12 protein-coding genes and 1 pseudogene are annotated in these 12,922 nt (G+C 67.1%); 6 read left to right on the top strand and 7 right to left on the bottom strand.

What is annotated here, in order from left to right; translation table 11 throughout:
- Positions 1-60: 60 nt before the first annotated feature.
- Entirely contained in the window at positions 61-903 is an 843-nt protein-coding gene (locus C477_RS05220) for a hypothetical protein (RefSeq protein WP_239641843.1), read from the top strand.
- A complete protein-coding gene (locus C477_RS05225) occupies positions 903-1,922 on the top strand; it encodes a hypothetical protein (RefSeq protein WP_008893407.1) in 1,020 nt (339 codons plus the stop codon). Before C477_RS05220 ends, C477_RS05225 begins: the two co-directional genes overlap by 1 nt.
- A 67-nt stretch (positions 1,923-1,989) precedes the next feature.
- Here C477_RS05225 and C477_RS05230 read toward each other — a convergent pair whose 3' ends face one another.
- The 3 genes from C477_RS05230 to C477_RS05240 all read right to left on the bottom strand — a co-directional run bounded on the left by C477_RS05230 (position 1,990) and on the right by C477_RS05240 (position 6,284).
- Positions 1,990-2,757 (bottom strand): class I SAM-dependent methyltransferase, encoded by a 768-nt coding sequence (locus tag C477_RS05230; protein ID WP_008893408.1) that lies wholly within the window; start codon positions 2,755-2,757, stop codon positions 1,990-1,992.
- A gap of 362 nt (positions 2,758-3,119) precedes the next feature.
- The gene (thsA, locus tag C477_RS05235; RefSeq protein ID WP_008893409.1) at positions 3,120-4,784 is read right to left on the bottom strand and encodes a thermosome subunit alpha; all 1,665 of its coding nucleotides are present in this window, start codon (positions 4,782-4,784) and stop codon (positions 3,120-3,122) included.
- A 93-nt stretch (positions 4,785-4,877) separates the two neighbouring features.
- Positions 4,878-6,284: a sensor histidine kinase gene (locus C477_RS05240; protein ID WP_008893410.1), complete on the bottom strand. Its 1,407-nt coding sequence runs from the start codon at positions 6,282-6,284 to the stop codon at positions 4,878-4,880.
- 184 nt (positions 6,285-6,468) lie between these two features.
- Between C477_RS05240 and C477_RS05245 the strand changes: the two genes are divergently transcribed.
- Both C477_RS05245 and C477_RS05250 read left to right on the top strand, forming a co-directional pair.
- Positions 6,469-7,719: an FIST signal transduction protein gene (locus C477_RS05245; RefSeq protein WP_008893411.1), complete on the top strand. Its 1,251-nt coding sequence runs from the start codon at positions 6,469-6,471 to the stop codon at positions 7,717-7,719.
- A gap of 55 nt (positions 7,720-7,774) precedes the next feature.
- Positions 7,775-8,074, top strand: coding sequence for a hypothetical protein (locus C477_RS05250; RefSeq protein ID WP_239641844.1), 300 nt, complete (start codon positions 7,775-7,777; stop codon positions 8,072-8,074).
- 84 nt (positions 8,075-8,158) lie between these two features.
- Here the strand turns inward: C477_RS05250 and C477_RS05255 are convergent, their stop codons facing one another.
- On the bottom strand, positions 8,159-8,716 hold the full coding sequence (locus C477_RS05255; protein WP_008893413.1) for a KH domain-containing protein: 558 nt from the start codon (positions 8,714-8,716) through the stop codon (positions 8,159-8,161).
- Positions 8,717-8,923: 207 nt separating this feature from the next.
- Here C477_RS05255 and C477_RS05260 point away from each other — a divergent pair, with 207 nt between their 5' ends.
- The gene (locus tag C477_RS05260; protein WP_008893414.1) at positions 8,924-9,682 is read left to right on the top strand and encodes a proteasome assembly chaperone family protein; all 759 of its coding nucleotides are present in this window, start codon (positions 8,924-8,926) and stop codon (positions 9,680-9,682) included.
- Between the two features lie 82 nt (positions 9,683-9,764).
- Here the strand turns inward: C477_RS05260 and C477_RS05265 are convergent, their stop codons facing one another.
- Both C477_RS05265 and C477_RS05270 read right to left on the bottom strand, forming a co-directional pair.
- A complete protein-coding gene (locus tag C477_RS05265; RefSeq protein ID WP_008893415.1) occupies positions 9,765-10,130 on the bottom strand; it encodes a DUF7344 domain-containing protein in 366 nt (121 codons plus the stop codon).
- 205 nt (positions 10,131-10,335) lie between these two features.
- A complete protein-coding gene (locus C477_RS05270; RefSeq protein WP_008893416.1) occupies positions 10,336-10,836 on the bottom strand; it encodes a metallophosphoesterase in 501 nt (166 codons plus the stop codon).
- 129 nt (positions 10,837-10,965) lie between these two features.
- Here C477_RS05270 and C477_RS05275 point away from each other — a divergent pair, with 129 nt between their 5' ends.
- Complete coding sequence (locus C477_RS05275; RefSeq protein WP_152423276.1) at positions 10,966-12,615, top strand: hypothetical protein; 1,650 nt, start codon at positions 10,966-10,968, stop codon at positions 12,613-12,615.
- A 22-nt stretch (positions 12,616-12,637) separates the two neighbouring features.
- On the opposite strand, the pseudogene C477_RS05280 reads toward C477_RS05275, so the two are convergent.
- Positions 12,638-12,922, bottom strand: a pseudogene (locus C477_RS05280) (tryptophan--tRNA ligase); the annotation flags it as partial.

Genomic DNA, 12,922 nt, shown 5'->3' on the forward strand with positions numbered 1-12,922 from the left:
AGTATCACGCTTCGGATAATGTTCGGAAACGAGAGGGTGATTCGGACGTCTCGCCGGCGCGTGCTATCGACAGTCGCGGGAACCGGCGTCGCTGCGATCGGAACGCTCGCGTCGAAATACGGCGTTTCCGACGCGGCCGCGCTCGACGCGCTCGACGAGATCTCGTTCGGCACCTTCGAGTCGTCGCTCGAGGAGTGGCGCCCCGAGGGCGACCTCGCGCTGTCGCGGATCGGGCGAGACGAGCGCCCGGTAGCGGTCACCGAGGGCGAGTACGCCCTCGAGGCCGCCGTCGACGGCGAGACGGAACCGGCGATCTCGCGGCCGGTCACCGATCTCGACCTCGCGACGCATCCGTACTTCGTCGCCGACGTCACGCCGGGCCGACTCACCGGGACCGACGCCCGCGTCGCCTTTCAGTGGAGGCTCTATCGCTCGACCGATCTCCTCGCGGACGGCTCGACGGGGGAGCCGGTCGCCGCGTCCGATCCGGTGACGGTCCCGCAGGCGACGCCGGGTCGTCTCTACTGGGACGCGAGCGACGTCGACCTCGGTCTCTTAGACGCGGTCTCTCGCCTCGAGATCGGCTGGTATCCGTCCGACGGCGACCCGGCGGACGGAACGGTCGCCGCCCGCGGCGACGTCGTCGTCGACGACGTCCGCGCGACCGCCTCGGTCGATCCAGTGGGGAGCGCCCGACTCGCGGCGACGATGCGGGACCTCCAGTTCGACCACGGCCCGTACGTTCGGACCGAGGTGACCGATGCGTTCGACGGCGGAGAGGCGGGCGCGTTCGTCTTCGACGACGGCGAGACCGTGCCCTACCGGTTCGAGACGCTCGGCGCGGACCGGTATCTGCTCACTATCGCGGATACCGAGATCGAGTTCGGCGAGGGGTGGTCCTGATGGTCGAGCGCACGACCTCGGCGGCGACGATCACGCTGTTGCCCGGCCACAGCGAGAACACCGCGGAGGGCGGCGACGCGCTCGACAGCGCGATGCCCGACTACGACGGGAAGTCCCTCGACGCGTGGTTCGTCGCCGACGCCGTGACCGACCTCCCCGACGACCTCGAGACGGTCCGCGAGATGCGAAAGCAGCTCCCGGAGTACGACGAGGGGCTGCGCCAGTACCGCCTCGCGAACGAGCTCGAACTCTCCTTCTCGACCGAGGACGGCCGGACCGTCGTCGACTCGAGTGTCACCCGCAAGACGAACGCGAACGAGAAGCCGTCGTACGTCGGCGTCGAGGGCGAGGCGGGCGAGGAGAACGTCGTCAGAGACATTATCGAGCGCGACGACCTCGACTGGTTCGACGGAAAGGACAAGCTCCGGGCCGACGTAGCGGGCAAGCGATTCGAGAGCGACGCCGTCCGCGAGGCGGTCGACGGGATCGAGGGCGTGCGCGCGTCCGTCCTCTTCGGCGGGAGCGACACGTACATCGAGATCATGCGCGAGAAGTTCTACGAACTCGGGCCGGTCGAGTTCCTCGAGACGACGGGGATGGAGTTCGAAGCGGTCCCCGCGTTCATCGTTCAGCCGCCGACGATGTACACGTTCCTCGAGCTCGCGGTGATGGCCGACGGGACGAGTCTCGCCCGCGTCTGGGACGTCAGCCCGTACCCCAAACACTACCTCTACGTCGACGACCGGAAGCGCGACGAAACCGAATTCGAGGAGGGGAGCCGCCTCGAGGGCGGCGAGTGGCGACAGAACGAGAACGCCAACGAGCGGTTCGGTCAGTGGGCGCTCGAGGAGCAGGGTCTCCGGTCGCCGTTCTCCCCGCACACGCGGACGGGCTACGAGCAGTACATCGACCACGCCACCTCGATCGGCCGCTATCCCGCGATGGCCTACGGCGAAGACGGGGCAGAACTGACTGCGTCGCAGGTGGCGTTCAACCTTCCGCCGCTGTTCCCGTGGTAGACGGTAGCTGTCCGTCGCGTCGTCTACCCGCACGTCTCACCGACACCGTCTCGATGGCGGGCGACCGTCAGGCCCGCGCCCGAAACAGCACGACGCCGGTGCGGTACGATTCCAACCGTTCGCCGTCGTCGGCGTACCGGAAGTCGAACGCGTCCTCGAGGGCGGCCGGCGCGTTCGACAGCAGCGACCTGATCTCTCGGCGACGATCGGCAGGTACGTCCATCCGGTCGAGCCACGTGTCGACCTCGAGACGCCGACTCGTCTCCCGGACCGCGTCGACGGTCAGTCCCGCGGCCTCGAGCCAGTCGCGCCACTGCGCCGGGGAGGCGGTCTCGACGTGACCCGGATCGCGCAGTCGTTCGATTCGGTTGACGTAGCTCGCCAGTTCCGGGTCGGCGGGGGCGGCGAGGTCCTCGAACGCGAAGACGCCGCCCGTCGCGAGCACCCGCTCGACCTCGGCGAGGAACGCCTCGGGGTCCGGAAAGTGGTGGGCGGCGAAGCGGCAGGTGACCGCGTCGAACCGACCGGCGGGAAACGGCAGGCGCTCGGCGTCGACGACGGCCCCCTCGAGACCGCCGTAGTCGGCCGTCGCCGTCGTGACCATCTCGGGGGAGAGGTCCGCCGCGACGACCCGCGGGACGTTCCGTTCGGCGACGGCACCGGCGACGTGGCCCGCGCCGGTGGCCACGTCGAGCGCCCGCGTCGCGCCCTCGGTCCAGTCGACGAGTCGCTCGAGGTCGGCACCTTCCTTGAGGACGGCCCCGTCCCGATAGCCGTCCGTGGCGTTCCCGAAACTCGTCGCGACGTCGCGCTTTCTGTCGGCGTCGTTCGTCACGACCGATACTTGTGATGAGAACAACATGAAGGTTGCGTGCGGACGGACTCGAGCGTCGCACGATCCGATTTGCGAGAGTACGAACTGCAAGAGTACGGGATTCGGGAGCGACGACGAAAGAAAGAACGATCAGATGGGCCGACTGCAGTGAGCGACTCGAGCGGGCGATAGCCCGCTGACCACACTCCCAGCGAGCGTCGGCGAGTGAGCGGTTCGGAGAGCCCGAACGACGCCGTTCACCGAGCGCGGCTTCGCCGCGCTCGGGCCGACGAGCGACGGTAGGGAGCGAGGAGTGCTTTTGATCCAGGTTTTACCGAGCGAACGAGCGAACGGCGTGAGTGAGCGCAGCGTAAAAGCTGGGCTTACATCATGCCGCCCATGCCGCCGCCCATACCGCCCATGCCGCCGCCCATGCCACCGGGGCCGCCGGCGGGCATGTCTTCGTCATCGTCGTCGTCGGCGACCGCGAGGTCACCGGCGGCGATGACGTCGTCGATGCGCAACAGCATGACGGCCGCCTCGGTGGCGGACTCGATGGCCTGGGTCTTCACGCGCAGCGGCTCGTAGACGCCTTCCTCGGCCATGTCGATGGTGTCGCCCGTGTAGGCGTCGAGACCGGAGCTGGTCTCGCCGCCGTCGTGGTCGGCGCGCAGCTCGACCAGCGAGTCGATGGGATCGAGACCGGCGTTCTCGGCCAGCGTGCGCGGGATGACCTCGAGGGCGTCCGCGAAGGCTTCGACGGCGAGTTGCTCGCGGCCGCCGACGGAGTCGGCGTAGTCGCGCAGCGAGAGCGAGAGGTCGACTTCGGGGGCGCCGCCGCCGGCGACGACCTTGCCGTCCTCGAGGGTCGTTCGCACGACGCCGAGGGAGTCCTCGATGGCGCGGTCGACCTCGTCGATGACGTGGTCGGTGCCGCCCCGCAGGATGAGGGTGACGGCCTTCGCGTCGTCGACGTCCTCGACGAAGATGCGCTGGTCGCCGGCGATCTCCTTCTGGGCGACGCTACCGGCGAAGCCGAGGTCGTCCTCGCTCAGGTCGTCGACGGAAGAGACGGGCGTGGCGCCGGTTGCGCGGGCGAGCTGGGACTGGTCGCTCGCTTTGACGCGGCGGACGGCGATGATGCCCTCCTGGGCGAGGTAGTGCTGGGCCATGTCGTCGATGCCGCCGTCGACGAAGACGACGTCGGCGCCGACTGCGGCGACGCCCTCGGCCATCTCCTTGAGCTGCTGTTCCTCCTGTTCGAGGAACTGCTCGAGCTGGTCGGGGTCGGTGACGTTGACCTCGGCGTCGATCTCGGTCTCCTTGATCTCGAGGTCGCCGTCGATGATCGCGACGTTGGCGTCCTCGGCGAAGTAGGGCATGCTGTCGGAGACGCGCTCCTTGTCGATGATGACGCCCTCGACGAGCTCGGAGTTCTCGATGGAGCCGCCGACGACCTTCTCGACTTTGATGTTGTCCGTGTCGACGCCGTCGTCGTCCGCGACGGCCTGGACGGCATCGACGACGAGTTCGGCCAGCAGGTCGCGGGCGCTTTCGGCGCCCTTGCCGGTCATCGCCGTGGCGGCGATCTGCTTTAAGATCTCGTCGTCGTCCTCGTCGACGTCGATGGCGACGTCCTCGAGGGCCTCGGTGGCCTCCTCGGCGGCCTGTCGGTACCCCTGGGCGAGGGTGGTCGCGTGGATATCCTGGTCGAGGAGCTCCTCGGCCTGGCTGAGGAGTTCGCCGGCGATGACGACGGCGCTCGTGGTGCCGTCGCCGACCTCGTCCTCCTGGGTCTCGGCGACTTCGACGATCATGTCGGCCGCCGGATGGTCGATCTCCATCTCCGACAGCAGGGTGACACCGTCGTTCGTGACGATGACGTTGCCCGTCGAGTCGACGAGCATCTTGTCCATCCCCTTCGGACCCAGCGTGGTCCGTACGGACTCGGCGACGGCTTTCCCGGCCTGAATGTTCATCGACTGCGCGTCTTTTCCGGAGGTACGCTGGCTGTCCTCCGAGAGAACGATAAGGGGCTGGTTACCCATCTGCTGAGCCATAGTCAAGGGAACGATTGATTGTTATTCTATATAAGTCTTTTGTTTATGCCGTGGTCGATCCCCGTTCCGTACGGGGGTTTCTCACACCCCGTTGATCTCGAATCGAGCGCCGCCGGAATCGCTGTCGGTCACGGAGATACTCCAGCGGTGGGCGTCGACGATCTCGCGGACGATGTGAAGTCCGAAGCCGGTTCCGTCGTCGCTGTCGGTGTACCCTCGCTCGAAGATCCGGGACCGCTCTGAGACCGGGATGCCGGGACCGTCGTCGGCGACGAAGAACCCGTCTCCTTCCTCGAGCGTTCCGACGGTGACGACGAGTTCATCGTCGGTCTCAACGGGTTCGCTGTCGTCGGTCGACGGTCGACCGCCTGTCGAGTCATGCTCGACACTGTCCTGACGAGCCTGCGAGTCAGGGTTTGTGGAACCGTGTTCCACAGCATTTCGAAACAGGTTCTCGAACAGCTGTCGGAGCCGGGCCGGATCGGCGTCGAACGTCGTCGAGTCGGCGACGTTGAGCGTCGCGTTCGGCGTTTCGACGGTTCTCCAGGCCCGTCGCGCGATCAACTCGAGATCGACGGGCTCGGCGTCGTCGATCCCCTGTCCCTGCCGGGCCAGCGTCAGCGTGTGTTCGATGATCCGATCGATGCGCTCGTGGGCGTCTTCGACCTCTTGGACGTACTCCTCGTCGCCGGTCTCGACGGCCAGATCGAGGTAGCCCTCCGCGACGGACAGCGGGTTCCGCAGGTCGTGGGAGACGATGTTCGCGAAGTCCTGGAGGTCCTCGTTCTTTCCCTTGAGTTCGGCGCGGTCGTCCTCGAGGGTCCGGATTCGGCGGCGGCGCTCGATCGCGCCGATGGCCGCCGTCGCGATCGGTCGAAACGTCCGGACGTCGATCTCGTCGACCGCGTCGGCGTCGAGACCGCCGAGGCGGACGATCCCCAGCGTCTCGGACGGGACGACGAGCTCGGTCGACGCCACGGCGGTCGGGTCGTCTGATCGGAACGCCGACCACCACGGATCTCCCCCTTCGGCGATCGGTTCGATCTCGAAGCGGGCGTCGGCCGCGGGCGTGACGATCTCGGGTACGAGTTCCGATCGGAGACCGTCGTACCGGTAGACGGCGGCCGCGGTCGTCCCGAAGAATTCGTCCGCGACGTCGGTCACCGGCTCCGTGATCCCGTCGATCGTTTCCGACTTGACCAGCGATCGGACGGCCGCGTCGACGACCTCGAACCGGGACCGACCGGCCCCACCGCCGTCACCGTCGCCACCGTCGTCCCTCTTCGCCGGCGGACCCTCGACGTCGAGCGCCTCGACCCACTGCTCGACGGCGTCGCTCGAGAGTCCGGTAAGTGCGGCGATCTCCGCCGTCGAACGGCCCCGGTTCGACGCCAGCGCCACCAGCAACCCGTCGCGGGTCGCCGGCGACTCGTCGGCCAGTACGGCCTCGACGGCGTCGATGTCCGACAGCGGATCGGGATCGGACATTGCGTTGCAGATAGTAACGAACCGGCATAGTCATTGTGGGGTTGGCAACGGGAACCCGCAGTCGGTCGCGTGCGGCTTTCACTGGCGCTTCGTCCGTCGCCGACTCACGGCGACGGAGACGCCTCGGTCGTCGTGACGGACAGTACGTTTATGTGAGTGTACTTCCATCCTTGCCGTAGCATCGATGAGTGAGATTCTCGCCGGAGTCGGCCACGCGACCGACGACGACTCGACGGCGGCCGGCCGCCGCGCAGCCCGCGCCGCGCGAGACGACCTCGGCGGCGAGGAACGGATCGCGTACGCGTTCGGCTCGAGCGAGTACGACCAGGCCGCGTTACTCGGCGGTATCGAGGCCCAACTCGACTGTCCGGTCGTCGGCTGTTCGACGGCCGGCGAAATCGCCCACGCGCAGTCGCACACCGAAAGCGTCGTCGTGCTCGCGCTCGCGGGCGACGGTATTCGCCCCGGTGTCGGGTCCGCACCGGAGTTCGCCGAGTTCTCGAGAAAGGCGGGGATGGAAGCGGCCTCTGCGGCCGTGGACGACCTCGACGACGGCCCCGTCCCGACGTCGGTTTCGGCGTCCGAGTCAGGCCGGCGGCGGTGGTACCCGAAGCTGCTCGTGAACGCGTTCGGCCCGGGCCTGACCGGCAGCAAGGAGTGGGCCCTGATCGGCGTCCAGGACGCGCTGGGCTGGGCGCACGTCTCCGGCGGGTTCGCCGGGGACGACTGGAAGCTCGATTCGACGTGGGTCTACCGGGACGGCGAACCGGTCGAGGACTCGATGGCCGTCGCCGCGATGGACGTCGACGTCAAGACCGGCGTCGGCGTCGCCAACGGCCTGCGCGAGACCGAGCACACGTTCACCGTGACGAGCGCCGAGGACAACCGCCTCTACGAACTCGACGACAAACCCGCACTCGAGGCCTACCGCGACTGCTACGGCGACCGGGTAACCCAGGAACACTTCCTGATGACCCACCCGCTCGGAACGGACGACGACGGCGAGGAGACTCACATCGCGATAATGACCGACGTCGACGAGGAAACGGGATCGATGATCGTCGGCGAGAAACCGCTCGAGGAGGGTCAGGAACTGACCGTCATGGATACGTCGGCCGACGCGGTCCTCGACGGCGTCGAGACCGCCGTCGATCGGGCGCTGATGGCCGCCGGCGGGCCCGAGGATATCGCGGCCGTGCTTGTATTCGACTGCAACTGCCGCTGGTATCACCTGTCGAACGAGGAGACGCGAAACGCCGAACTCGACATCGTCAGGGAGCGTGTCGGCCCGGACGTTCCCGTCGCCGGCTTCTACAGCTACGGAGAGATCGCGACGCCGAACCCGTTGTGGAACGACGATCCACGGTCGCTCATGCGCCAGGACGTCCACCACCAGAGCATCGCCATCGAGGTTATCACCAATGAGTCACTGTAACTGTAACCGTAACCCCGCGTCCGCCGCGACGGGCAAGAGCGCCTAACCCATGTCCATGACGGACGAAACTCCCGGATACACCGCACTGATTCAGGCCGCGATCGACCGGGAGAAGGACATTCTGGGGCCGGACGACGCGATCGAGTGCGCCGACTCGGTCGACGGACTCGTCGTCGACGGCGACGGGACCGTCGTCGACATCGAACGCGACGGCCGGGCTGTCCTCGGTGACCTCGTCGGCGCCTACGTGGCGACGGCCGGCGACGTGGCCGCGTTCCTCATCGCCCGTCGCCTCGAGAACATGTGCGACCGCGAGGAGGTCGACCTGCCGGAGAACCTCGCGAAACACATGTGACTCGCGGCGGAGACTCACGCCGTTTCATTCGGCGGCGAAAGAGACCGTTCGTAGAGAGCGGTCGACGAAATCGAGACCTCGAAATTAGGACTGGCCGCCCGGGAACCGGTGGTACTCCATCCCCTGGTGTTTCATCTCGTTGTGTTTCTCCTCGAGGAAGGAGTACACCGCGCCGTGGGGCGCGCCGTCGAGGAGCATCTCGGCGGCGCTGCGGACGGCGTCGACCTGTTCAGGCGTCCCGATGATGCCGAGCGTCGAGCCGTAGATGACGACGTCGGCGCCGGTGAGCTCCTCCATGAGTTCGCGGGTCCGACCGCCTTCACCGATGAGTCGGCCCTTCTTGCGTTTCATGTCGTTCTTGTTGCGAGCGGCGGCGTCGATGTCGACGACGTCGAACAGCATCATGTCGTCCTCGAGCAGGCGCAGCGCCGCGTCGGGCGCGAAGCCGCGGCCGACGGCGCGGACGATCTCGGGGCCCTTGAGCCCGCGGACGGGATCGCCGACGGTCTCGACGGCGACGGAGCCGTTCTCCGAATCGATGTCGAGTCGCACCTCCGCTTCCGCTTCGATCTCGCGCATCGTCTCGCCGCCCTCGCCGATGAGGACGCCGATGCGGTCCTGCGGAATCTTCACGTGTTGCATACTGCCCGATACTGGCTGGGTGAGGTTAAGACCTTGGTCCGAGCGTTCAGGGTCTGCGGGGAGCGGTCCCACGACGCTCGGGGCGCCCCCTCGCGGCGGCCGCGGCGGGGGAGGGGTGTCCGTTCTCGAGGGCCGCGGTCGAGTCCCGCTACCGGCGCCGGAAAATGGAGGTGCGACGTTGAAGCGTCGCCCCCGCGTAGGGCTCTCATGGCTTCCGATCCAGCGTACGAGGTCGTCGTCGAGAGCGACGAGGCGCTCGAGGGTCCCCTGCTCGTCGGCCTCTCGAACGCGGGGCTGGCGGGACTCACGGCCGTCGATTACCTCGTCTCACACCTCGAGTTCGAGCAGGTCGGTCACGTCCGGGCCCGCGGACTGCCCGATATCACGCCGGTCGAGGACGGCGTCCCGCGACACCCGATGCGCGTGTACGCCGCCCCGCAGGCCGGCTACTGCGCGGTGCTCAGCGAACTGTTCGTCCCGGTGTGGGCGGCCGACGCGTTCGCCGACGGGCTGTTGGAGTGGCTCGATACTACCGAGATCGACGAGCTGGCCGTCTTGCACGGGATTCCGTACCCGCACGGTCCGGACGAGCACGATGTCTGCTACGTCGCCACTCCGGCGTACGGGGATCGCCGACTCGACGGTGCGGACGTGTCGCCGGCCAGCGGCGGCGTGCTCGACGGCGTCGCCGGCGAACTGACGGCCCGCAGTCTCGACGGGGACGCCCCGCCGCTCGGCGCGTACGTCACCCCGACGCACCCGCCCGGTCCGGACCTCGAGGCGGCGCTGCGGTATCTGGACCTCCTGCGGACGGTCTACGACCTCGAGATCGACGACGATCAGCTCCGCGAACGCGCCGCGGAGCTGCAGCGACACTACGCCGAACTCGCGGATCGCATGGCGACGCTGGAGGCCCAAGAGGGTCCCGGGAGCCGGAACTTCCCGGAGGATCGAATGTTCATGTGAGTCGTACTCGAGCCGTGACGAACGTTCGGAAGGGGTCGCGGTTCCGACGAGCGTCGCGTTCGATCCGCGACCGGACGCCTCCTCACTTCGGAATATCGCGGTCGGTGCAGAGATCGAGAAGCGCGCTGACGATGGCGGGCGGATCGCGATAGACGACGATCGAAGACTGTCGGTCGTACTCGACGAGGTTCACCTCGCGTAATTTCGGCAAGTGCGTGTGAAACAGTTCGGTCTCGATTCGATCGACCAGGTTCTCGGAGTCGATCTCGGCCTGATACGCGCGCTCCCAGGCCGCGAGCTGTCGGGCGATGGCTCCGAGCGATGCACACCGCTCCTCTCGTAGATGGTGGAGCACGCACCGCCGCCGGTAGTTCGCGAAGACGGCGAAGAAATCGTCGAGGCTCGGCCCCGTTCCGGATCCGTCGACGGGTGGTAGATCGTCACACATTGCTAGTCCTTATTACCGGCATAGCCGAAAGAGAACAGAGGTCGATAATACTTTTTCGGCCAGCTACGGTAGTTCGAGGTCGTAATCATCTAATTCAGCAATTTCTACTGGCTAATTATATGTTATTGGATTAATAAGGTTTCGGCCCCGTTTTCGAGTCGAACCGAATCGAGCGGTCCCGATGACGAGCGCGCGGCGGCCCGAGTCACTCGTCGACCGACCGGAACCGGACCGACTCCGAACGGGTGTCGACGATCGCGACCGTGCGGTCCTCGTCTGCCGCCAGCACGTGCGCGCCGGGGTTGAGAACCGTCGTTCGGCCCTCCTCGGACAGTTCGCGCTCGTGGTGGTGGCCGTAACAGACGAAATCGAACGTCTCGCCGGCCGCGATCGCCTCGACCTCTTCGAGACTCTCCCCGTGGAGGACGGCAACGGAGAGCCCGTCGAACTCGAGGCTGGCGAACCGGCCGTGGAGTTCGCTCTCGCCGCCCAGCGCGTCGAACGCGGCCTGCAGGTTGGCGACGTCGCCGTCGTTGTTCCCCAGGACGCCGTGGAGTTCGAACGCCTCGAAGTAGTCGACCATCAGCGGCGCGACGAAGTCGCCGCAGTGAATCACGATCTCGACGCCTTCCTCGGCGAAGATTTCGGTCGCTCGCTCGATGGCTTCGACGTTGTCGTGGGTATCTGCAACGATCCCGATGTTCATACGGGAGTACGCGTGGGCGAGTCACTAATTCGTTGAGGAGTCGTCACTCGTAGCCGCCTGTCTTCTCCACGGCGTCGATCGTACGGCGATTGTTAGGATTAATATGTTCTGTCTCTGTCACCATCTGGTATGGTGATGGTCCCTGGTCGGTTGGGCCGCAGCGTCCGAATTGCCCGTATCGAAGTGCTGTGTGCGCGCCGGAAACGCGGCCGCTCGCGAGGGCTGCATCTCGTTCTCGGTATCGCACTGATCGCGCTCTCGATCGGTTGTGGCGTCGGTGCGTACGCTTTCGGAGCGGCGATGTACCGGGACCTACTCGCACTCGACCTCGAGTCTATGCGGATGGGAGCGACCGTGGGGTTTCTCACCGCGATCGTCGTCTTCGCGCAGGCGACGTCGCGACGACTCGAGCGCGCCGAAACCGACCTGTTGCTCACGACGGTCACCACCCGCGAGTTCGTGGTCGGGATCGGCCTCGCCGTCTATAGCCGAGTTGCGCTGCCGTGGCTGGCCCCCGTCTGTAGCGGGGCCGTCGGGTTCGCCATCGGCGTTCGATCACCGGCGACTGCCGCGGCTATCGTCGTCGCGGTCAGTGGTTTCCTCGCACTCGCGGCGGTGGTCAGTGCGGTGGGCGTGTTCGCTTGGGGCCTCGTTCCCGCTCGTGTCACGGTCCTCGTTCGGCAACGATCCGTCCTGCGGTACGTGCTGATCGGCGTCGGGGGGCTCATCGCGAGCGTCGTCGCCGGCGGTGGACTGCCCCCGTTCGATCGGGTGGCGGAGATCGCTCGCCGAGCGCCGATTGCGTGGCTCGTCGATCTGGGGCTGATCGCCGTCCCGGAAATCGACACCGTCTCACGTCGCGGCCTCGGTGCACTGGTGGTACTCGCCGTCGGCATTCCGGGTGGCGTAATCGCTGCAGTCGCGATCGCCGATCGAGTCCTCGGCGAGGAAGCGGACGCTGCCGAACTGACGGCCGGATCGCGATCGCTCGTCGGTGACGGCCTCTCGAGGCGGCTGTTCGGACGCTATGTCTCGCGCCCCGCCCTGACCGTCGCCCGGAAGCGGTGGGTCCAGGAGTGGCGGGTGTCGGTGGCGTTCTTCGGAATGATCTGCTTCCCGTTGTTCGGTCTGACCGGAATCACTCTCTACACGAGCACGGTGAGGGACGTCCCGCCGCTCGCGCTGGTATCTATCGGGTTCGTCTGTGCGACCGGCGTCGGACAGGGTTTCGGAAGCGAAGTGCTCGGCGCCGAGTACCCCGTGTTACCGATGACGCTCACGTCGGCTTCCGGCCGGGAGTTCGTCCGCGGGACCGTCCTCGCCGCCGTCGCCGTCGGTGCCCCGCCGACCGCGCTACTCACGCTGGGCGCCGGACTGGTCGGTTCGGTCGGCGTCCTCGAGGCCGTACTGATCACCGTCGCGAGCGTCGCGTGGTGTTGCTGTAGCGCCGCCGTCGCGACGGCGCTCGGGATGGACGTCCGGTATCGGGATATCTACCCGATGCCGTATCCGTTCACCAGCGCGATGATCTACGGAGAGATCGGTCGCGCGTCGTTCATTCGACTCGGGCTGATCGGGGTTGCGCTCGCCGCCGTCTGTCTACCGGCAGTTGTCGCGTCCGTCCCGGCGGTCACCGAGGCGGCGACGGCGGTACTCGGCGTTCCGGCACCGCTCGTTCGAAGCGCCGCCGTCCTCCTGACGATCGGTATCGCGCTGGCCGTCTCGAGGGCGGCCATCGACCGCGCCGTGGAGTCGTACGCGGAGTACACGCTTCGATGATCGTGAGGACTCGAGAGCGGGCTTACCCCTCGAGCCCCGTCGGTACGCCGGCCCGCTCGAGCGCCCGTCGCCGCTCTCCCGCGGTCAGCCGGTAGGGCTCCAATTCAGACTCGAGCGATCCCAGTTCCGCCCGGCGGCGCTGGTGGTCGGCGAGGAACTCCGTAATCCGCTCGATCGCGAGGTCCTTCAACTCCCCGCTGAGCAGGTCGCCCGACCGATAGTCGGCGGCGATGCGCTTGAGTCGTTCGTCGTCCGATTCGAAGAAGAACCGCAGGTACTGGAAGGGAACGTCGACGGTCGGGTCGCC

It is taken from the genome of Haloterrigena salina JCM 13891 (assembly GCF_000337495.1).
Taxonomy (GTDB): Archaea; Halobacteriota; Halobacteria; order Halobacteriales; family Natrialbaceae; genus Haloterrigena; species Haloterrigena salina.